Raw genomic sequence first — 22,510 nt, forward strand, 5'->3', positions numbered from 1 at the left:
TAGCGGTACGGGGAACTGCTAAGAAACAAACAGAGACTGGAAGGACGTCGTAAAAATGAAACAACAGACAGAGTTGAATCGGGGACTGGAAGAACGTCACATTACACTCATGTCGCTGGGGGCGGCAATCGGTGTTGGACTCTTCCTCGGATCAGCGAAAGCGATCCAATTGGCAGGTCCAGGGATCTTACTTGGTTATCTTATCGGTGGTGTCATCATTTTCATTATCATGCGAGCACTTGGGGAGCTTGCAGTGCGGGAGCCGATCGCTGGTAGTTTTGCGGAATATGCCCGAAAGTATGTCAGTCCATTAGCTGGTTTTTTAACGGGTTGGAATTATTGGTTACTCTGGATTTTTACGTGTATGGCGGAAATCACAGCAGTCGGTATTTACATGAAAGTATGGTTCCCGGATTCCCAGGGGTGGGTATGGGCGCTAGCAGCACTTGTTTTGATGACGAGCATCAACTTCATTGCTGTTAAATTTTATGGTGAATTCGAATTTTGGTTTGCGTTGATTAAAATCGTCGCGATCGTCGCAATGATCATCTTAGGGACCTTGACGATCGTCATTGGTCTTGGAAACGGCGGCACACCGGTTGGGATTTCGAACCTGTGGTCACATGGAGGATTCTTGCCAAACGGTTTCACTGGTGTACTTCTTGCCATGCAGATGGTCATGTTTGCCTTCTTAGGGATTGAAGTGATTGGGGTCACAGCAGGGGAAGCGAAGAACCCGAAGAAAACGATTCGAAAAGCCGTCAATAACGTCTTCCTACGAATCTTAGTATTTTATATCGGAGCACTCTTCGTCATTTTATCGATTTATCCGTGGGATCAAGTCGGTGCGAACAACAGCAGTCCATTTGTTCTATTGTTTGAATCACTTGGTATTCCATCAGCAGCTGGTATTATCAACTTCGTTGTCTTAACGGCAGCACTATCATCATGTAATTCCGGTATCTTCTCGACAGCCCGGATGATGATGAACTTATCCGAGAACAGTGAAGCGCCACGTCGTTTCTCAAAAATCTCAAAAAACGGTGTTCCAGCACTTGCAACGATCTTGTCAGGTGTTGCCTTACTCGTTGGTGTCGCTTTGAACTACTTCTTACCGGAAGATGTTTTTGCGATTGTGACGAGTATCGCGACGTTCGGAGCCGTTTGGACATGGGCAATGATTTTGATCGCTCAGATGCGGGCGCGGAAAGTACACGGTTCAGCAGAATTTGGTGTTCCGTTCTTCCCGATTGCGAACTATATCGCCCTCGCGGCGCTTGCCGGTGTCATCGTCTTGATGGCATTTGACGCAAGTACACGGATCGCTCTGGTCGTTGGACCACTCTGGTACGTGATTCTGATTGCCGTCTATTATGCACGGGGAATGCATAAGGAGACACGTCAGTCGACGCGTCAGGCATCAGGAGAATAAGGGAACGAGCGGATCCGGAAACGGATCCGCTTTTTTGACGCTTCGTATCAAACCGTTTCGTTTTGTTTTAATGATAGATTTGCTACACTTACGACAGAACCATACAGGAGGTCATACGAGATGAAAACGATTCATGTAGATGAATTACAAGAGCGATTAGAGGCAGGTGAGGCGTTGCATGTCGTCGACGTCCGTGAGCAGGATGAATACGATGCAGGACATATTCCGAACGTCCGCCTCCTTCCGATGTCTGAGATCGGCGAACGCTATACGGAATTGCAAGAAGGCGAAACCTACTACTTGATCTGTAAAGCGGGTGCGCGGAGCGAAAACGTCGGTCGTTTCCTCGAGCAATATGGATACGACATCGTCAACGTCGAAGGCGGTATGATGAACTGGAAGGGCGATCAAGAAGCATAAGGGTAAGCGTTACCAAGGAAGACGACTCGAACTGAGTCGTCTTTTTTCATGTGAACTAGTACACGTTTATCGATTTTTCTATGAACATTTTTCGTTATTCTTCCGATAGAGAAGGTAGAATAGCGAGTCCTTGCACTCGAGAATGGAGTGACACATGGAACAAAAGATCAAACGAACAATGAGCATCAAACAAAAATTAATCGTGACATCGATTCTACTTTTGATGATTCCTGCATTAGTAATCGGCTTTGTCGCATATGACCTCGCGAAACAAAAGATGACGGAACAGATTCTTCAATCTGCTCATAGTGGAGTCGACCGGATGAATGATGAGATCCAAAACATCATTGATCCGATGCGGCGCGATGTCGCCTTTTTTGCGGACCGAATTGACGGAACGCTCTATCAAAAAGGAAAACAAAATGCTGCGTTAAAGGAAAAAATGACTGAATATCTCGATATGCATCCGCAAGCTGCGAACATCTATTTCGCGACGACGGACGGGGATATGAATATTTTCCCGGAACAGGTCATGCCAGATGATTATGATCCACGGGAACGCTCGTGGTATCAGTCGGCAGAAGCAGCAGGTGGCAAGGTCGTCATCACGGATCCGTATGTCGATGCCGCCTCGAACAAGATGATGGTCACGCTCTCGCAGACGACAGGTAACGGAAGAGGTGTCGTGGCGATTGATGTCGATGTCGACCGGATCGCGGAAATCGCGAAAAAGATCAAAATCGGAAAAGAAGGATACGTAATGATTCTTGATTCTACGAAAAAAATCGTTACGCATCCGACATTAAAACCAGGTGAGAAAGCGACAGGCAAATGGGTGTCATCACTTTACGCTAATCCAGCAGGGCAGTTTGGCTATGAGTTTGAAAACAAAGGCAAACAGATGGACTTCATGACGAACGACCTGACGAAGTGGAAGGTTGCCGGAACACTGTACGATCATGAAATCACGGATGCGACATCGAGTATTCTTTGGACGACGCTTGTTGTCATCGGCGGGATGTTGCTCGTCGCAGCCATCTTCATCTACTTCATTCTTCGCTCGATTCTTCGCCCACTCGGTCATTTAACACGTGGAGCAGAACGGATTCAATCTGGTGATTTGACGGAGCCCGTCATCGTTGAATCAAATGATGAGGTCGGTCAAGTCGCCCAAAGCTTTAACGTCATGGTTGACTCACTCCGTTCGATCATCATTAATCTCGATCAGTCGATTACACAAGTAGCTGGCTCTTCTCAGGAATTGATGGCGAACTCTGCCCAAACGACTTCCGCTTCTGAGCAAATCGCGGGATCGATTCAACAGGTCGCAGCAGGGGCGGATCAATCGAAACGTCAACTCGATGCGAATGCTGTTTCGCTCCAATCGATTACAGCAGGCATCATGCGAATCGCTGAGAGCTCAACCGATGTCTCGGAATTGTCACGTTCAACGGCAACAGAAGCCGAGAATGGAACAGTTGCTGTGCTGAAGAACGTTGAGCAGATGAAAGAAATCGATGCCTCCGTTCAAAACTTCGGTGGTGTCATCAGCTCACTCGCCCATCGTTCGAATGAAATCGGAAAAATCGTCGATGTCATCAACGGTATCGCTGAGCAAACCAATTTGTTAGCACTGAACGCAGCAATCGAAGCAGCACGCGCAGGCGAAAATGGAAAAGGATTCGCTGTCGTTGCGAGTGAAGTGCGTAAACTAGCAGAGCAATCACAGGATTCAACGAAACAGATTGCACAGCTGATTCAAAACATTAAACAGGAGACGGATCAGTCGGTCACGATGATGAAGGAAGTCTCAGGACAGACGAAAGCCGGTTTGTCGACGACAGAAGCATCAGCAGAGCGTTTCCAAAAGATTCTCGAACGAACGCAGGAAATGACGCCACGGATCGAAGACGTGACGGCGACGGTCGAAGAAATTGCAGCGAACGTCCAAGAAGTATCTGCGTCAGCGACGGAAATCGCACATATCGCGCAAGAGAATTCGTCCGCTTCGAAACAAGTCGCAGCGACGACGGAAGAACAGTTGAGTGCGATGGAAGAGATTTCGCAATCCGCCAAAGTATTATCCGATATGGCGGAAGAACTACAGGTACTCGTTGCCCGTTTCCGTGTTTAAATGATCAAATCAAAAAAAGGCAAGGAAGCCCGTCTTCCTTGCCTTTTTTTGTCTGTCAACATTCGGTGACAAACGGAACAAATAGCTTATAATCCCTGTGAATCTGGGCTTGAGACAGTGTTAAATCGGGAATTTAATTAGTATCTAACACTTCGAAGGAGGTGGGTACGGTGAAGCAGTTTCGTAAAATAAGAGAGTGGCAAGATGCAGGTCTTTTGGATGAAGCAACTGTTGAACGAATTCTGAACTATGAAAATCAACGTTCAACAAAACAACGTCTGCCTTTGTTATTAATCATTGGAGGTACCTTCGTCGTATTGGCTGTATTCAGCTTTTTGGCTGCTAATTGGCAAGCGATGCCAGTCGGCTGGAAAATCGGACTCGTCGTAGTACTCATGTGGAGCTGTTACATCGTGGCAGATCTTTCGGAACGTCGTCATATTCTTCATCCGATTGTCTTTCGAATCGGTGGAATCCTAGCATTTGGTGCCTCAATTCTCGTCGTGGTTCAAAGTTTTCATTTGCCGATGGAAGGATCATTACTCGGTTGGTGTGTGTTTGTCGCCGCGTTAGTACATTATGTACTTTGGCGTCATGAGGCATACGGTGTCGTCGCCTTTCTTTCCGGATGGACGATCTTCACGAGTCTTGGGGGATTTGGTCAGGAGCAGGCGAGTTATCTTGACTGGACGTCATTCGATCTAATGGTCTTGTTATCGTTCGGCTGGTTTTACTTCAGCCAACGTCTTCCGTCACTTCTGTTTAGTTGGTTGTTCCTTTTCTTTAGTGGTCTATCCTTATTTCTACTTGTGTCGTATAACGGATTCCTGTGGCCAGTCTGGACGCTGTTTTTGCTCGTTCCGGTGATCTGGCTTGTTCGTGAGGAATCCAATCGCCGTATCGTCGAGATGGTCTATCTGGTCGTCGCTGCTATCAGTTCGATCATCTATTTATCCGTTCGTGCGGAATCAAACATCGTATTACCCTCCGTGACAGAAGCGGTACTGTTAGCTATCGTCTCCACCGGTCTAGGAATCTTTCTCTATCAAAAACGTCGTGGATTGTTGTTCATCGTACCGCTTGGATTCGTCGGAGTACTCTGGATTGATGAACAGGCAATTCTACTTGCCATTCTCTTTGAATTATCCGCGCTACTGTATCTGTTATATCAAGAACGCCGTCATGCAGTCGTCTGGGCAGCCTTTCTCTATTTCATTCTCGTTCAAATTGCGATATATGTCATATATGCATGGGATCGTTTAAACATGTCCTTATTTTTCCTCATTGGTGCGCTACTCATCTTCTTATTGTCTGGTGTCTTATGGTGGTTACGCCGTAAAGGAGGTGTGGCGTCATGAAGCGTTATCTGATACCAATATTGCAGACATGCGCCGTCGGTCTGTTGATCGTCAGCTTTTTTGCGACCTCCTGGTTCGGGACATCGTACCGTTTTCGGGCAGAACCATTTGATCCGTTTGATCCCGTTTACGGCGAATACGTGATGCTTCAGTACCCAGATTTAAAACCTGGTCCGAGGATTCAAAACGGACGTGTCTATGTCAGCTTCAAGACGGATGCTTCCGGTTATGCTCAAATCGATCGGATTTCGAATGAACGATTCTTCGGAAGTATCGCCGGCGATTATTACGAGCAATATGTATCGATTCCGCAGTTGACGCAGTATTATGTCGAACAGGGAAGCGGAAAACAATACGAAAAAGCAAAAGCACTGGAAGTCCGAGCGGATGTGTCACCATGGGGAACGATCCGGACGACGAATTTAAAGATTTCTGAGTAAAAAACCTTGCGCCAGGAATAAAACGGTTGTACTATTAATTTAAATTTTCAGACAACTGAATCTGCATGTGTAGATGGGAAGAGTAAAGTGATTGGAAATCGATAGAGAGTCTCTGTTGCTGGAAATGAGACGATTTCGATACTTGAAGATGGTCCCGGAGCAGTCGGAAGAACGTGAACCGTGTTCATCAGTAGAACCGACCGGTAGGAAGGATACCGTTAGCATTCCATGGAGTCTCGTACTCCTAGAGGTGGCTGAGCGTGAGTTGAGTCATGAACGAAGGTGGTACCACGTGATCAGACATCACGTCCTGAGAAATAAGGGCGTGGTGTCTTTTTTTGTGGAGACGTTCCCGCAGGAGGAGGATGACGAGATGGCAGAAGCATTGGTATTGCAATCAGACTTTGGCGTGAGTGATGGGGCAGTGAGTGCGATGTATGGGGTGGCCCATAGCATCAATCCGGAGATTCGGATTTTTGATTTAACGCATGATATTCCACCGTTCCACATTTGGGAAGCTTCCTATCGGTTACTGCAGACGGTGCCGTACTGGACGGAGCAAACGGTGTTCGTTTCTGTCGTCGATCCGGGTGTCGGGTCGAGGCGAAAGAGTGTCGTCGCGCGAACACGGACCAATCAATACATCATTACACCGGATAATGGGACGTTGACGCATCTTTGGCAAGCCGGATACATTGCGGAAGTGAGACAACTCGATGATCGACGGCATCGTCTGCCTCGGATGGGTGAATCGTATACGTTTCACGGACGAGATATCTTTGCCTTCACGGGTGCGCGATTATCGAGTCACGTCATCACGTTCGAAGAGGTGGGACCGCTTTTACCTACTGAAGAACTCGTCTTACTCGACCGGACACCTGCCTCGTCGTCGGATATCGGTGTCACGGGTATCGTCGAGATTCTCGATGTCCGCTTCGGAAACGTCTGGACGAACATTCCCGTCGCACTCGTCCGTCAGACAGGTCTCGATATCGGGAGCCACGTCAAGGTAAGGGTTTCGTACCGAGACCGGATCGTCTACGAACAAACACTGCTCTTCGGTCATTCGTTCGCAGATGTGCCGGTCGGTTCAGGAGTTGTCTACATCAATTCGCTGGATCAGATTGCTCTTGCCTTGAATCAAGGTTCGTTTGCACATGCATTTGAAGTTGGAATCGGAAATGATTGGAGTGTTAGCGTACAACACATTAAAGGAGGAGATCGAACATGAAAGGATTTACGACAAAACAGATCGTCGCAACCGGGATCGGAGCAGCTGTATTCATCATTTTAAGTCGATTCGCTGCGATTCCGACGGGCGTACCGAACACGTCAATCGAGACAGCCTATGCGTTTCTCGCATTTATGGCGGTCTTGTTCGGACCGGTTACAGCCGGCTTGATCGGTCTGATCGGTCATGGCTTAAAAGATGCGATTTTATACGGTTCCCCGTGGTGGAGTTGGGTCATCGTCTCCGGGTTCGTCGGGTTTGGTATCGGATTGATTGCTAACCGAATTCGTTTAGAAGAAGGCGGATTGACGACACGTAAAATCGTCTTATTCAACGCCACACAAGCCATCGTGCAAGCGATTGGTTGGATCATCATCGCACCTGTACTCGATATTTTAATTTACACGGAGCCGGCGAATAAAGTCTTCGTTCAAGGTGCTGTCGCTGCGACATCAAACATCTTGACAGTCGGTGTCATCGGAACGTTATTGCTCGTCACGTATGCCAAAACAAGAAGTAAAGCAGGCAGCTTGAAACGCGAAGTTTGACCGAATGAGCTATGATCCTGTGCGAAGAAACGGCAGGGACATAGCTCATTTAGCTTGGGGGGAGAAAGACATGACAAACGTGATTGAATTTCAGGATTTTTCATTTACATATCGGAGTCAGTCGGAACCGACACTCCGGCAGATTCAGTTAACGATTCAAGCAGGCGAACGCATCTTAATTGTTGGACCGTCGGGTTCAGGAAAAAGTACGCTTGCTCAGTGCATCAATGGGTTGATTCCATTCTCGTACCCGGGAACGTGGGAAGGACAGGTTCTGATCAAAGGGCAGGATGCCCGGACGTTATCGTTATTTGATCGTTCGCTGCATATTGGTACGGTGTTACAGGATCCAGATGCGCAGTTCGTTGGTTTATCGGTTGGCGAAGACATTGCCTTTGCGCTCGAGAACAAACAGACAGGGCGACCGGAAATGCACGAGATCGTCGAACGCGTCGCACGGATGACGGACGTCGAGACGCTTTTGCAAGCGCGATTAAATGATTTATCAGGAGGTCAGCGACAACGGGCGGCATTGGCTGGAGTTCTCGTCGAAGATGCGGATATCTTATTGTTTGATGAACCACTCGCAAATCTCGATCCGGTAGCGGGTCAAGAAGCGATGATGTTAATGGATCGACTGCAACGCGATACGAACCGAACACTGATCGTCGTTGAACACCGAATCGAGGATGTACTGGTCATTCCATTTGATCGCATCATCGTCATGGTCGACGGAGAAATTATCGCCGATCATCATCCTGACGTCATCTTAAGTAACGGAAAACTGCAACAAGCAATATTGCGTGAACCCCTCTATGTCAGTGCCGCACGCTGGGCTGGCATGACCGTGGAGTCTGTGGATCAGCCGAGCCGCATCGATCCTTTTTTAGAGCAGTTCAACCAGAAAGACGTGTTAGAACGTTTAGAAGAAGCTCCTCAAAAAGAGGCTGCAATCTCTGATTCATTGCTTGAACTTGAGCAGTTGGCGTTTCATTATCATCAAGGAACGCCAGTGCTTGAAGATGTGACGGCGACTTTTCAAAAAGGAACACTGACAACGATCGTCGGTCAGAATGGTGCAGGGAAATCAACGCTTGCGAAAGTGTTGAGTGGTTATCAACGGTCAACGAGTGGCCGAATCCTACTTAACGGGACCGACATTACGCACCAACCGATCGCCGAGCGGGCAGGGTCAATCGGATTCGTCCTGCAAAATCCGAATCATATGATTTCGAAGCACCTCGTGCAGGAGGAAATTCGCTACGGGATGCAGACACTCGGATTGAGTGAAGCGGAAGAAAACGAGCGTCTCGAGCAGACGTTACGTCGCTGCGGATTATATCCGTTTCGCAATTGGCCGATCCAAGCACTAAGTTTTGGTCAGAAGAAACGGGTGACGATTGCTTCGATTCTCGTTCGACGACCGGATATCTTGATTCTCGATGAACCGACAGCTGGTCAAGATTACCGGCATTATTCGGATATGATGGGCTTTTTAGAAGGATTGAAACAAGAGGGGATGACGTTACTCATCATCACGCATGATATGCATCTCGTCTTAGAGTACAGCGATCAAGTCTGCCTGGTGCAAGCTGGACGCATCCGTTACGCCGGAACGTCATTTGGACTGCTAAATCAAGAACAGTTGCTGCATCATGCCCATTTAAAGCAAACATCGCTCTTTACGATAGCGAAACATCTCGACATCGATGCGGAACGATTCGTCGAGTCCGTGATTACGGCGGAGCGAAAGGAGCGGGAACAATGGCTGTAGAAATGCTTGGCTATATTGAAAAAGCGTCACCGATTCATCGATTGACGGGAACGACGAAACTGATCGGATTCTTGTTATTTACGACAGCAACGATGTTTACCTATGATACGCGTGTCTTACTTGTTCTTGGTTTAGTCAGCATCGTGTTATTCCGATTGTCACGTATTCAGTTTCGGGAAGTCCGATTCGTTTTGATCTTTACAGCAATATTTGTCCTGATTAATGCACTCGCCGTTTATCTATTCGAACCAGAGCAGGGCGTTGAAATCTACGGTTCGCGTCACGTTTTATTTGAAGGCGTTGGTCGCTTTACGATAACATCAGAACAATTGTTTTATCTGTTTAATCTCATCTTAAAATACAGTGTGATCGTTCCGATTGCTGTGTTGTTTCTCGTCACGACCCATCCGACAGAATTCGCGTCCTCGTTGAACCGGATTGGTGTACCGTATAAAATCGCCTTCGCTGTCTCATTAGCGCTCCGTTACATTCCAGACGTACAAGCGGACTTTCGGACGATTGCGAACGCTCAGGAAGCGCGGGGAATTGCCGTCTCGCATGGTTCGCTTTGGCAACGGGCGCGTAATAGCATCCAGATTTTACTTCCGTTGCTGTTTACGAGTCTCGAACGAATTGAAACCGTCAGCAATGCGATGGATCTCCGTGGATTTGGTGCGGGACGAAAGCGGACGTGGTACAACCAACAGACGATGACACGCATCGATTATGTCGCCATCAGTTGTGTAGTACTTTTGACAATTTTCTCGTTTGTCGTCACTTTCCATGACGGCAATCGATTTTATAATCCGTTCTAAGCATGAGATACGAAAAAGGCAGTGGATGCGTCCACTGCCTTTTATCATATAACTAATCCGCTCACGCAGAACGTTTTTGATTTTCCCAACGTGGTGAGTTCAATAGTTCAATCCATTTCTTGACGGCTGAGATCGTAATGACGATCGCGAGCAGTCCCATCGTTACGGATAAGACGGTATTCAAGACGCTAAATCCTGGAGAATCTGGATTTGCATAAACGTTTGCGACCATCCAGATATCAGCAAATGTTACTGTGATCAGGAGGTAGACGAGCGGGATGAACGTCGTCAGGGCATAGACTTTTTTATCGGCGATTTTCAAGATGATCGTCGTTCCGATGATCAAGCCGATTGAAGCCATCAGCTGATTTGATACCCCGAATAATGCCCAAATCGAACCGATGTCACCTGAGAACAGGAGATAGCCCCAGAAGAACGTACCGAGTGCTGAAGCAAAGATTGCACCTGGAATCCAGTCGACGCGTTTGAGTGGTTTATAGAATTCACCGAAGAAATCTTGAATCAAGTAACGGGCGACACGTGTTCCTGCGTCGATTGCAGTTAAAATGAAGACCGCTTCGAACAGAATGACGAATTGGAAGAAGAAACCGGCAATTTCTTTGAACCATGGGATGGCGCGGAAGATGAACGTCATACCGACGGCGAGTGAAACGGCACCACCCGTTCGACCTGCAAGGTCGAGTCCGATTTCACGAGATAAATCATCCAAGTAGACCGTGCTCATACCTAGAGTTGCGAATACTTCTGGTGTTGAGTTGATGGCAAAGTAATCACCGACTTCAAGAGATGTCGCAGCAATCAATGCCATGACGGCAACAAGACATTCAACAAGCATGGCACCAAAAGCAACCGGTTTGATGTCACTCCACCGATTGATCATCTTCGGTGTCGTACCAGAACCAACGAAAGCGTGGAAACCAGAGATTGCACCACAGGCAATCGTGATCGAGATGAATGGCCAGACTGGACCAGCGATGATTGGACCACCGCCATCAACGAACTTCGTGAATGCTGGGAATCGAATGTCCGGGTTGATGATGAAGACACCAACGATTAAGGCAAGGAAAACACCGATCTTCATGAAACTTGATAGATAGTCGCGTGGTGCGAGCAAGAGCCATACAGGCAGTGCCGCAGCGAAGAATGCATAAATCGGTAGAGCGATTGCGAGCTGACGAGAGGACAGGTCGAACCAGTCACCGATGAATGTTTCCGTCAACTGAGGACCAAAACCAATCGCAGCTAAGATGAGTAGAAAACCGACTGTTGAAGCAAGGGCTAGGTTACCACCTTTACGTAAGTAAATCCCAACGAGCATCGCGATCGGAATCGTCGAGAAGACAGCGAATGTGCCCCATGGATTATGTTCAAGCGCATGCAAGACGACCATCGATAGTCCCGCCATCGTAATCGTGATGATGAAGAGCATCGCAAGACCGGCACAAAAACCAGCGACGGGACCTAATTCTTTTTTAGCGACTTCGGACAACGATTGACCATCTTGACGCATCGAGGCAAACAGGACGACCATATCATGGACCGCTCCCCCGATGACGGCACCGATCAAGAGCCACAGTAAGCCGGGTAGGTAGCCGAACTGAGCAGCAAGGACAGGTCCTACGAGTGGACCAGCAGCAGCGATTGCCGCAAAATGGTGTCCGAATGAGACCCATTTGTTCGTTGGAACGTAATCTTTTCCGTCCGCTAGTTTATGAGCAGGCGTTTCGCGATCATCTTTGATTTTTAAGACTTTCGCAGCCATGAATGTACCGTAGAGACGATACGCGATTAATAAGATACAGATGACAGCAATGACGATGGGAGTAGCGCTCATCTAAAATTCCTCCTCTTGAATGAACTATGATGGATTTAGTATACAAGTTGTGGAAGCGCTTTCTTTAATTTTTAGATGAGTTGTCGATTTTGTACGACGAAAGGTTGAAAAAGGACCTTGAATCACAAAAAAGAAGCGCTCAAATACCGAGCGCTTCTTTCAATAGTTTGACATACGTCCGACTGACCGGCACATCGATTTGGTGAATCTTTAAGTTGTAAGCCCCGTTAAACCAAGGTTCGATCGCGTCAATCGCTGATAAGTTCACGAGATACGAGCGATGAACCCGTAAAAACCGATGATCTTGAAGCTTTCGTTCAAGTTCGAGTAAGGTCTCGTTTGAAGGATACGCTTCATGTTCCGTTACGATTTTCGTTTTCCCGTTTTCAGCGACGATGTAATCAATATCTTGCGGAGATAAGAGTTTGAGTCGATCTCCCGTTTCGACAGCTAAACGTTCAAGTCGAGGTGCTTTTTTCGGAAGCGGTCGTGCGACTTTTTCGATGGCGCGCACGATCCGTGCCGGATCATACGGTTTCAAGATGTAGTCATAGGCATTGAGTTCAAAGGCTTCAAGTGCATGAGCATCATATGCCGTTACAAACAAAAGAGCCGGAGGACGTGGCATCGACTTCAATCGTTTGGCGACTTCAAGACCGCTTCCGTCCGTCAGCTCGATATCAAGAAAGACTAAGTCGGGTTGAAGGGAGCGGACGAGTCGTTCCGCTTCTTCGACACTACCGGTTTCTCCGACGACTTCAAGACCGGCTGCGGTCACGTGATAACGGAGCTCGTCACGTGCGAGCGGTTCATCTTCAATCAACAAGGTGCGCATGCTGGTTCTCCTTTCTAACTTCAATGGGAAGGCGAATTGTAATCGTCGTTCCGTTTTGACCGTCACTCGTGATCGTAAACTGTCCTTTTTCACCGTACAGGCTTCGAATCCGTTCTGCCGTATTGAATAACGCGGTACCGGTACCAGAAGATGGAACGACTTCTCGACCGAGACGAGCAAGGCGAGAGGCTTCAATCCCGCGTCCGTTATCGACGACTTCGAGGTAAAGTTGATCTGCCTCACACCATGCCGTCACCCCGACATATCCCGTCTGCTCATTCAAAAAAGCATGAAGGAACGCATTCTCGATCAACGGTTGTAAGATAAACGGTGGAACGAGTAAAGACGTCGTCTCTTCCGCTAAATCGATATCGAGGAACGGTCGATTTGGAAAACGAGCAGCTTCAAGAGACGTATACGCCTCGATATGCTCGAGTTCCTTTTGGAGCGGAATTTTCGTCGAGCGTGCTCCTTGGAGGTTACTACGAAAAAACGTTGATAATTCGAGCAACAATGTCCGTGCCTGTTCGACATCCGTTCGGCACAGTGCATAAATCGTATTGATGGCATTGAACAGGAAGTGTGGATGAATTTGTGCTTCGAGTGCCCGGATCTCGGCATCCTTCAGTAAATCAGCTTGGCGCTGTGCGTTCCCGAGTGCCAGTTGTGTAGAAAACAGTTTTGCTAATCCTTCAATGAGTTCGACTTCCACGGCGTCGAGCAGTTCGGCATGCGGATAGTAGACTTTTAACGTCCCAATCGTCGTTTCCCCGACGATGAGCGGAGCGATGATGCCCGCTTGAAGTGGGCAATCCGTTACGGGACAGCCGATATCGAGTCGTTCCGTCACAAGACGAACTTGTCCATCCTGTAAAACATGTTCGGTTGGTTTTGTCGTCCAGTGACTACCTGCTTGATGGTGATCACTTCCGATACCGAGGTGAGCAAGGATAACGGATTGATCCGTCAAGGAGACGGCTTCGGCTCGTGTTTGCTGCAACAGAATTTCCGCGACAGCTTCTGCCGTATGGATATGTAGACCACGCGTCAGGTGCGGAAGCGTCAAATCGGCGATATGCAACGACCGTTCTGCTTCTCGTGCACGGACGGTTTCTTCTTCTCGCGCAGCAAGACGGATGATCGATAAAAATAACCAGACGCCAAGGACGTTGATGAGTGTCATCGGCAAGAAGATAAACTGGACGAGTTCAACAGCCGCGTCAAAGGGGCGGGCGAACAGTAAAATCAATGACATTTCAAATAGCATCAAAAAAGCGGTCAGACAAACAGGTAACAATGCTTGGCTGCCGAGTCGGTCACGCCAGTAAGGGCGAAGTAATCCACTGACACCACCGGCAATGACGGTCGAAAGCGTACAAGCAAATGCTGTGAACCCGCCGAGGGAATACCGATGAATCCCGACGATCAGTCCAGTCATCAATCCACCAAGCGGACCAGCGAGTAACCCACTGATGACAACGATCATCGTTCGTGTATTCGCGATTGCCGATGTTCCGTCGACCTCTTCGAGCCAAGCATGGGGCAAGAATTCTGCTAAGTCGACTTTGACCCCTGTATAGTTACTTAAGATCCCATACGTCGCAAAAAACAGGACGAGGACACGGAATTGCCAACCTGCTTCCGGTTGACGCAACAAGCGTCGCGTTGGTCCCCACTGGGCGAGGATGAACGCTAAGATGATCATGATACCAAGTCGCTCGAGTAAAAAAGGAATCAGTTCCAACATATGTATTCCTCCATTCGAGTTAAGTGTAAACGCTCGCAAAACGAAGGGCAATGCTGATAAACAAAAAAGCCGTACTCCCTCTAGTGGAGAGGAAGTACGGCGAGCTTGCTTATTGTGCGTCTTTATCGAACGTGATGCGTGCGATTGCATCATGTTGATGAATCGTTTCTTCGTTGCGACATTCGACGTAGAACGAAGCAATTGGATCCATTTCGTATAGGTCAGCAGCAATCAAGCGCACCATGTCTTCTACGAAACGTGGATTTTCGTATGCCATCTCTGTCACGCGTTTTTCATCCGGACGTTTGAGTACCGGGTGAAGTGGGGCAGAAGCATTTGATTCAGCCGCATCAAGCAATGATTGTTTCCAGTCAAAGTCTTCTGCTTCATCACGTAACGAAGCTTCCATCGTGACGTAGCCACGTTGGTTGTGGGCACTGTACTCGCTGATTTCTTTCGAACATGGGCAAAGTGTCGTGACGTTGATCGTCAAGCCGACAGATAATGTCGCTTCATTCGTTTCCGTGTTGACGCTGACCGTTTGCCATACTTCGGCATTCATCAACCCACTAAGTCCCGTTGCAGGTGCTTTACGTGTAAAGAACCATGGGTAACGGATCGTCAATTGACCTTCTGTTTGTTCCATACGGTCCGCTAAATCACGCGCGAATTGAATAAGTGATTCATTCGTGACTGTCCAACCTTCGTTGTGATATTGATCAAGTTGTTCCGTTAAGCGACTCATGTTGATCCCTTTACGGTCTTGTACGAGTGACGTCGACAACTCGAACGTTGCGACTGTCGCTTGTGTTTTGTCCCCGTCTTGGATGACGACAGGATGTTTAACGTTTGAGATTCCAACAGCGTCAAGTGCGAACAGGAAGTTCTTCGGTGTATTTTGCAAGTCGACCATTTTATCTTTTTCAGTCGGTTTTGTTCCTTTGATTGGTGGTACCGAACCGAACAGCTTATGGCGCTCTTCTTTCGTTGGTAACGTAATCGGGTAGGTAGACATATTTATGGGCCCCTTTGTCCTTTTGTAGTGTTTCAATAGTAATAACATGACAGGAATGCTAGAGACGAGCAAGTCTGATGATTCCGCAAATGTGTTTCATCGTTTCATTACTAGAAGTGTTGTCTTGAATTTTATCACGAACGTTCGATAAACGAAACTCGCACGACTTAAAATCGACACATTCCATAGCCGGAGGAATAACATGCTTGCAATCGGGTATATTATCCTATAGTATATGTTCAGGTGAACGTGTAATTATTGTTTTTGTCATAGTCATACAATGTATTTTTGATTTTACAGATAGTCAGAGAAAGGGATGACAGAGATGGATTGGCAGTTATTACTTCAATATGCTTGGGTCGTACTCGTCTTGATCGCGCTTGAAGGATTACTTTCGGCAGATAATGCACTCGTACTCGCGGTCATGGTTAAGCACTTACCAGGAGAACAACAAAAGAAAGCACTTTTTTATGGATTAGCTGGAGCATTCGTTTTACGGTTCGCGGCACTGTTCGCGATTTCATTCCTCGTCGATATTTGGCAAATCCAAGCACTTGGAGCAGCGTACTTGCTCATCATGGGATTACGGCATATTTATAAGACCGCTAAGGCAAGGAAACTTGGTGAGAATCATGGCGCCGAAAATGAACTCGATGCAGAGCCGAAGTCGGAAGAGCCAGTTTCTAAAGGTGAATTCTGGCGGACAGTCGCGAAGATTGAATTCGCTGACTTAGCATTTGCTGTCGATTCGATTCTTGCTGCAGTTGCTTTAGCAGTCGCACTTCCGAACTGGGGATCGGGCGAAATCGGTGGTTTGAACACCGGTCACTTCATCGTCATCTTAACGGGTGGTTTAATGGGTGTCGTTCTCATGCGTTTCGCGGCCCGTGTCTTCGTGAAATTACTTGCAGAACGTCCAGGTCTTGAAACAGCAGCCTTTGCAATCGTTGCCTGGGTCGGTGTGAAGCTAGCTGTTCTTGCGCTCGAACATCCGAAATACCATGCATCAATCGAAGGAACAGTCTTCGAAGCCTTAAAACTTCCGGAAGGATTTGCTCACAGTACACCGTGGCAGGCATTCTTCTGGACGGTCATGGTCGGTCTTGCCCTTTGGGGTTGGTTCTCTTCACCAAAAACGAAAGCAAATCCAGATGCGGAAAAGAAAGTTGATCAAAACTTATAAGAAGTGGAACGATCCGTCGATGACGGGTCGTTTTTTGGTGTTAGGTTTTCTTAAACAATGGGAATAAAACACAAGGTTAAGTACTTCAGTCGAGCTTTCATCTTTTTCTTTCCGATCGACCGGCATATAATGAATAGACTGAACAAAAAAGGGGATTCGTTAGTATGGATATTGGATTAATTACACAGTATGCGACCGTCGGGCTCGTACTGATTATTTTGCAAGGGTTATTATCTGCCGACAATGCGATGGTCATGGCTGTCCTAGTCCGACCGTTACCAGACGATCAGCGCAAAAAAGCACTTTTCTATGGTCTCGTCGGGGCACTCGTCTTACGTTTCGTCGCAATCTTCTTTGCCTCGTACCTAGCGACGATTTGGGAGCTTCAGGCACTCGGAGCGATATACCTCTTTTACGTGGCGTTTAAAGGAATCGTTGAGGCACGATCGAATAAACACCAAGTACCGGACTCGATTGCTTCACAAAAAGCCTCACCGAATTTTTGGTGGACGGTTGTTAAAGTCGAATTCTCTGATTTAGCGTTCGCTGTCGACTCGACACTTGCCGCTGTCGCCATGGCAACGACACTGCCGATGATCGGAGGAACGATTGGTGGTCTGAATACAGGTCAATTCTGGGTCGTCTTCTTCAGTGGGATCATTGGTCTCGTCATTATGCGTTACTTTGCGAGTTGGTTCGTTGTCTTGCTCCAAAAGCGACCAGGTATCGAAGAAGCAGCGTTTTGGCTTGTCGCTTGGGTTGGCGTAAAACTCGTCGTCATGACACTTGCGCATCCGTCAATCGACGTCTTGCCGCATGAGTTTCCAGAGAGTACACTATGGCAAACGATCTTCTGGGTCGTACTTGCCCTGATTTTAATCATTGGTTGGTTCCGTAGCGGAAGTAGTTCAACCAAATCAGCAAAATAATACAATGGCGGGCAGGGTACTCTCTGTCCGTCTTTCGTTAGGAGAGATTTTATGCAAAACGGTAATTTCATTCGGATGCTGACGCGGATGCAAAACGTTCCACGGTGGGATGAATATGCACCACGTTTTCCGGATAACGCAGCCAGTCATAGCTTTCGTGTTGCCTTATTCAGTTTGATGGCAAGCTATTTAGAAGAAGCAGACGGACAAACACCAGTCGACCGCCTGACATTGCTCGGAAAAGCCCTATTCCATGACATGAACGAGGTCATCACCGGACCAATCAAACACCGGACGAAAAAAGAGCCAACGCTACATGCACACATTCAGGCAATGGAACAACAGGCGAGTGAACAGCTCGTCGCCTTACTCTCGAAGTCGCTTCAACCAGCCTTTACGACGTATCTTGTTCATGCAGAAGATGATTCACCGGAAGGACGAATCGTTGAAGCCATCGATACGTTTGATGCGATGTTATATGCACGCCGGGAAGCACGGATGACAGAGTCCGTCTTTTTCGAACAAAAAGCAGCGGAATTACAGGCTGTTCTGGAACGACACCCACTCGTTTCAATCCGTCGCTTGACACAATCCGTCATGGAAGAGGACGAGATGTCTCATTTTATCGAAAACGTCTTGATGATGGATACGATTCGGCGCTGGAAAGGACGTTTTAATACGATTGATGATAACGACGCGACACATGCGTTTCGAGCAGCTTCGCTTGGTATCTTCAATGGATTGATTGAATCAGAAAAATACGGCGTCACGATCGACATTGAAGAAGTCGTCTCTCGTCTCTTGTGCCATGATCTCGTTGAAGGAACGACAGGAGATGTTCTTGGACCTGTCAAACATGCGACGCCGGTCACGGCAGCAGCCTTCGAAGCTTATGAACGGGCAGAAGGAGAGACGTTGATCAACAATTTACCAGAAGACATCCGAGCACCGTTCCGTCGATTCGTCGTTGAAGCAAAAGACGAGACGTACGAAGGGCAAATGGTCGATGTGATCGATAAACTCGATGCGTTGATCAAAATGAACATGGAACGAAAGTTAAATGGTGTCGAGTATGAGACCGGTTATCGGGCCCAACTCAAAAAGGTACAGATGACATATGAAAATCCATCGGTCGTCTTTTTCCTCGCTTATGTCTTGCATGATTTGGATTACGTGACGTCATGACAAAGACGACGATGACACCAGGCCGCTTGACGTTGATCTTGATCCTCGGTTCACTCGCTGCACTAGGACCGCTCTCGATCGACATGTATCTACCTGCTTTTCCGGATATGTCACGCTCGTTTGATGCGAGTGCGTCACTGATCCAATTGAGTTTGACGGCTTGTATGCTCGGAATGGCGCTCGGACAATTGATCGTTGGTCCGCTCAGTGATGTTCGTGGACGTAAGCGTCCGTTAATGATTGCTTTACTTGCGTATCTGCTCGCTTCTCTTGCGTGTGCGATGGCACCAACGATTGAAGTGTTGATTGCGCTGCGCTTCATCCAAGGGGCAGCCGGAGCGTCAGGAATTGTCATTTCCCGGGCAATCGTTCGTGATCTATTCGAAGGACCGGAATTAACGCGGTTCTTTGCTGCCTTGTCCCTCGTCAACGGAACGGCACCGATTCTAGCACCCGTCATCGGGGGACAGTTGCTTCGGTTCGGTGACTGGCATTTTGTCTTTTACTTGCTGGCGATTTTAAGTACGTTGATGTTGCTCGCTGTTGCACTGCGTTTGCCGGAAACACTTCCACTCGAAAGACGCGTTGAAGGGAATTTGACGACGACGTTGAAGACATTCGGACGTTTGTTGACGGACCGTGTCTTCATCGGCTATGCGTTTGCGCAAGCATTCGTCATGGGCGCGATGTTTGCCTACATCTCCGGTTCACCGTTCGTCTTACAAAATATTTATGGCGCTTCGCCGCAACAGTTCAGTTTTTTGTTCGGCTTAAACGGAATCGGAATCATTTTAGCGGCTCAAATCGCTGGACGTCTTGCTGGTCGAGTTGATTCAGAACGTCTGATGCGAATCAGCTTGACGGTTGTTGCGAGTGCAAGTATCTTTTTGTTCCTCGCTTTAACGTTAACGGACCAATTGATTTTCGTCATGATTCCACTTTTCTTCGTCGTCTCAAGCGTTGGTTTGATCTCAACGCTCGGTTTTACCTTAGCGATGCAAAACTACGGAGCAACGGCTGGAAGTGCCTCGGCACTTCTTGGTTTACTCCCGATGCTCGTCGGTTCGCTCGTGTCACCACTCGTCGGCATCATGGGGGAGCAATCGGCCGTTCCGATGGGGCTGATTATCATGACGCTTGATTGTTTGGCACTCGTCCTTTATTACGGACTAATCGTCCGACGTCCCGACCGCTCATAAATACTTGTTAGTCAAAAACGTTTGTCCTATTTATGGGACGAACGTTTTTTTATTTAATGAAAGGAAAAGAAATGGAATTCATTTTGAAACATTTTCTAGATGGTTTGCGTAGAAGAGGGAGAAAGCTAGTACTTCAGAAAGGAGTGGAGCGATGAAACAGGAGTTGCCGCGTGAACGAGAACCGTCGATTGAGGCAAGATTAGCACGTCATTTTGCCGCGCAAAAAAAATACTTACGTCGTCAAGAAGAGGCGATTGATCAGCGAGACAAAGAGTTGGCTCGTTTATTGTATGAAGAAAACCGGACTGCGTATCAGCGGGCTTATCACGAACTGTATGGTTCACATCCTTACATCGAGGTGAACGAAAATGGACGTTAGTACACTTTATTTATATGCGTTAGCGGCCGCTGCTTGTGGTGTGTTTGTGTCCATCCTATTCTCAGACGTCATTCCGGGTGTCGATCAAATTTTCCATCCTACGTTGATCTTATCTTTCGTCATCATCACGTCAGCGATCGGCTTCGGACTCGAACAACTGAGTCCGCTTGGTTCAATTTTGATTTTGATCATCAGCAGTGTCATCGCGTTGTTGGTGACGACGCTGATGCATATTTTTTTGTTCGTTCCGATGGCACAAGCCGAACAGTCGCTTGGATTTTCGGAACAGATGCTAGAAGGGCGTAGCGCAACCGTCATCGTGCCGATTCCGACTGAAGGATATGGTGAAATTTTACTTGATGACGTCTCAGGACGTGTATCGAAGTCAGCCGTCCTGTTTGAAGGTCCTGCCTTACCACAAGGAACAAAAGTACTTGTTATCGAGATTAAACAAGGCGTCGCGTCTGTCGTGACGTACCCCCAACAATGGAAAAAGGAGATGTTTACATGAATCCAGTGTTAATCGTATCGATCGTTGCAGTCGCATTGATCGTTGCATTGATTGTCCTATTCATCACGAAGTACCGAACGGTTGGTCCGGAAGAAGCATTAATCGTATCCGGTAGTTATCTTGGAGGACGCAATGTTAATACCGATGAGTCCGGCAACCGGGTGAAGATTATTCGCGGCGGTGGAACATTCGTGTTACCTGTCTTCCAACAAGCAACACCACTGAGTTTGTTATCGAGTAAACTCGAAGTCACAACACCAGAAGTGTACACGGAGCAGGGTGTACCGGTCATGGCTGATGGAACAGCGATCATCAAGATTGGCAGTTCGATTTCTGAGATTGCAACAGCAGCAGAGCAGTTCCTCGGAAAATCAAAAGAAGAGCGTGAAGGGGAAGCGCGTGAAGTTCTTGAAGGGCATTTGCGTTCGATCCTCGGTTCGATGACAGTCGAAGAAATTTATAAGAACCGCGATAAGTTCTCGCAAGAAGTCCAGCGGGTCGCATCACAAGACCTGGCGAAGATGGGGCTCGTCATCGTTTCGTTTACGATCAAAGACGTCCGAGATAAAAATGGATACTTAGAATCACTCGGGAAACCACGGATTGCACAGGTGCGCCGGGATGCGGACATCGCAACGGCAGACGCGGAAAAAGAGACACGCATCAAACGAGCGGAAGCTTCAAAGGATGCGAAAAAAGCAGAACTCGAACGTGCAACGGAAATCGCTGAAGCAGAAAAAGAAAATCAGTTGAAGATGGCAGACTACCGCCGCGAACAAGATATCGCGAAGGCGAAAGCCGACCAAGCGTATGATCTTGAGAATGCACGTGCACAACAAGAAGTCACCGAGCAACAGATGCAAATCAAAATCATTGAGCGTCAAAAACAAATCGAGCTCGAAGAACGAGAAATCCTCCGTCGTGAGAAACAATATGATGCGGAAGTCAAAAAACGTGCCGATGCCGATCGTTACTCGATTGAGCAAGCTGCCCAAGCGGACCGTGCGAAGCAATATGCGGAAGCAGATGCAACGAAATACCGGATTGAAGCATCGGCAAAAGCGGATGCAGAACGAATTCGTCTGGATGGTCTTGCGAAAGCGGACGCTGAGCGAGCACAAGGGGAAACAGAAGCAGACATCATTCGTTTGAAAGGTCTTGCCGAAGCGGAAGCGAAAGAAAAAATCGCGCAGGCGTTCGAACAATTCGGACAAGCAGCAATCCTTGACATGGTCATTCGGATGATGCCAGAGTACGCGAAAGAGATTGCAGCACCACTCGGTAACATCGATAAGATCACGGTCGTTGATACAGGTAGTGGTGAAGGTGGTGGTGCGAACCGTGTCACAGGTTACGCGACAGATTTGATGGCGTCACTGCAAGAGACATTAAAGGCGTCGTCAGGATTAGATGTTAAAGAGTTGATCGAGAACTTCTCTGGCAAAGGAACAGCAAAGCCGTTGACGGTCAACTTGAATTCTCATGATGCGGTGGCAGCTTCAAAAACAGAAGACTGATAT

The 22,510-nt window shown here is 47.8% G+C and carries 20 protein-coding genes; 16 read left to right on the forward strand and 4 right to left on the reverse strand.

The features are described from left to right. Positions 1-55: 55 nt before the first annotated feature. From ACY2IG_RS01560 to ACY2IG_RS01600, 9 genes are all read left to right on the forward strand, one after another. A complete protein-coding gene (locus tag ACY2IG_RS01560; RefSeq protein ID WP_462618263.1) occupies positions 56-1,432 on the forward strand; it encodes an amino acid permease in 1,377 nt (458 codons plus the stop codon). Positions 1,433-1,552: 120 nt separating this feature from the next. Continuing rightward, entirely contained in the window at positions 1,553-1,852 is a 300-nt protein-coding gene (locus ACY2IG_RS01565) for a rhodanese-like domain-containing protein (RefSeq protein WP_035411426.1), read from the forward strand. A gap of 154 nt (positions 1,853-2,006) precedes the next feature. After that, entirely contained in the window at positions 2,007-3,986 is a 1,980-nt protein-coding gene (locus tag ACY2IG_RS01570; protein WP_290785929.1) for a methyl-accepting chemotaxis protein, read from the forward strand. Between the two features lie 170 nt (positions 3,987-4,156). Next, the gene (locus ACY2IG_RS01575) at positions 4,157-5,344 is read left to right on the forward strand and encodes a DUF2157 domain-containing protein (protein ID WP_462618264.1); all 1,188 of its coding nucleotides are present in this window, start codon (positions 4,157-4,159) and stop codon (positions 5,342-5,344) included. Further along, a complete protein-coding gene (locus tag ACY2IG_RS01580; protein WP_462618265.1) occupies positions 5,341-5,784 on the forward strand; it encodes a GDYXXLXY domain-containing protein in 444 nt (147 codons plus the stop codon). Before ACY2IG_RS01575 ends, ACY2IG_RS01580 begins: the two co-directional genes overlap by 4 nt. A gap of 373 nt (positions 5,785-6,157) precedes the next feature. Then, entirely contained in the window at positions 6,158-7,015 is an 858-nt protein-coding gene (locus tag ACY2IG_RS01585; protein ID WP_462618266.1) for an SAM hydrolase/SAM-dependent halogenase family protein, read from the forward strand. Next, entirely contained in the window at positions 7,012-7,563 is a 552-nt protein-coding gene (locus ACY2IG_RS01590; RefSeq protein ID WP_056064409.1) for an ECF-type riboflavin transporter substrate-binding protein, read from the forward strand. The genes ACY2IG_RS01585 and ACY2IG_RS01590 overlap by 4 nt, the downstream gene beginning before the upstream one ends. Positions 7,564-7,633: 70 nt before the next feature. After that, positions 7,634-9,337, forward strand: a complete 1,704-nt coding sequence (locus ACY2IG_RS01595) for an energy-coupling factor transporter ATPase (RefSeq protein WP_462618267.1) — start codon at positions 7,634-7,636, stop codon at positions 9,335-9,337. Beyond that, on the forward strand, positions 9,328-10,152 hold the full coding sequence (locus ACY2IG_RS01600; protein WP_056064403.1) for an energy-coupling factor transporter transmembrane component T family protein: 825 nt from the start codon (positions 9,328-9,330) through the stop codon (positions 10,150-10,152). Before ACY2IG_RS01595 ends, ACY2IG_RS01600 begins: the two co-directional genes overlap by 10 nt. Before the next feature lie 61 nt (positions 10,153-10,213). Here ACY2IG_RS01600 and ACY2IG_RS01605 read toward each other — a convergent pair whose 3' ends face one another. The 4 genes from ACY2IG_RS01605 to folE2 all read right to left on the reverse strand — a co-directional run bounded on the left by ACY2IG_RS01605 (position 10,214) and on the right by folE2 (position 15,604). Further along, positions 10,214-12,007: a carbon starvation CstA family protein gene (locus tag ACY2IG_RS01605; protein ID WP_035411402.1), complete on the reverse strand. Its 1,794-nt coding sequence runs from the start codon at positions 12,005-12,007 to the stop codon at positions 10,214-10,216. A 139-nt stretch (positions 12,008-12,146) separates the two neighbouring features. Next, a complete protein-coding gene (locus ACY2IG_RS01610; protein ID WP_035411399.1) occupies positions 12,147-12,842 on the reverse strand; it encodes a LytR/AlgR family response regulator transcription factor in 696 nt (231 codons plus the stop codon). After that, positions 12,823-14,589 carry a LytS/YhcK type 5TM receptor domain-containing protein gene (locus ACY2IG_RS01615; RefSeq protein WP_290748314.1) on the reverse strand — a complete coding sequence of 589 codons (1,767 nt, stop codon included), beginning with the start codon at positions 14,587-14,589 and terminating at the stop codon, positions 12,823-12,825. The genes ACY2IG_RS01610 and ACY2IG_RS01615 overlap by 20 nt, the downstream gene beginning before the upstream one ends. A 109-nt stretch (positions 14,590-14,698) precedes the next feature. Then, complete coding sequence (gene folE2 / locus ACY2IG_RS01620) at positions 14,699-15,604, reverse strand: GTP cyclohydrolase FolE2 (protein WP_035411393.1); 906 nt, start codon at positions 15,602-15,604, stop codon at positions 14,699-14,701. Between the two features lie 325 nt (positions 15,605-15,929). Between folE2 and ACY2IG_RS01625 the strand changes: the two genes are divergently transcribed. From ACY2IG_RS01625 to ACY2IG_RS01655, 7 genes are all read left to right on the forward strand, one after another. Beyond that, positions 15,930-16,787 carry a TerC family protein gene (locus tag ACY2IG_RS01625; protein ID WP_035411391.1) on the forward strand — a complete coding sequence of 286 codons (858 nt, stop codon included), beginning with the start codon at positions 15,930-15,932 and terminating at the stop codon, positions 16,785-16,787. 164 nt (positions 16,788-16,951) lie between these two features. Beyond that, positions 16,952-17,716 carry a TerC family protein gene (locus ACY2IG_RS01630; RefSeq protein ID WP_035411388.1) on the forward strand — a complete coding sequence of 255 codons (765 nt, stop codon included), beginning with the start codon at positions 16,952-16,954 and terminating at the stop codon, positions 17,714-17,716. 51 nt (positions 17,717-17,767) lie between these two features. Beyond that, positions 17,768-18,901 carry a YfbR-like 5'-deoxynucleotidase gene (locus ACY2IG_RS01635; RefSeq protein ID WP_308102233.1) on the forward strand — a complete coding sequence of 378 codons (1,134 nt, stop codon included), beginning with the start codon at positions 17,768-17,770 and terminating at the stop codon, positions 18,899-18,901. After that, positions 18,898-20,100 carry a multidrug effflux MFS transporter gene (locus ACY2IG_RS01640; protein ID WP_035411382.1) on the forward strand — a complete coding sequence of 401 codons (1,203 nt, stop codon included), beginning with the start codon at positions 18,898-18,900 and terminating at the stop codon, positions 20,098-20,100. The genes ACY2IG_RS01635 and ACY2IG_RS01640 overlap by 4 nt, the downstream gene beginning before the upstream one ends. Before the next feature lie 151 nt (positions 20,101-20,251). Continuing rightward, on the forward strand, positions 20,252-20,479 hold the full coding sequence (locus tag ACY2IG_RS01645) for a hypothetical protein (protein WP_035411379.1): 228 nt from the start codon (positions 20,252-20,254) through the stop codon (positions 20,477-20,479). Continuing rightward, positions 20,469-20,990 (forward strand): hypothetical protein, encoded by a 522-nt coding sequence (locus tag ACY2IG_RS01650; protein ID WP_035411376.1) that lies wholly within the window; start codon positions 20,469-20,471, stop codon positions 20,988-20,990. The genes ACY2IG_RS01645 and ACY2IG_RS01650 overlap by 11 nt, the downstream gene beginning before the upstream one ends. Continuing rightward, positions 20,987-22,507, forward strand: coding sequence for a flotillin family protein (locus ACY2IG_RS01655; protein ID WP_029343201.1), 1,521 nt, complete (start codon positions 20,987-20,989; stop codon positions 22,505-22,507). Before ACY2IG_RS01650 ends, ACY2IG_RS01655 begins: the two co-directional genes overlap by 4 nt. Positions 22,508-22,510: the final 3 nt, after the last annotated feature.

The organism is Exiguobacterium sp. EF_C8, assembly GCF_054956715.1.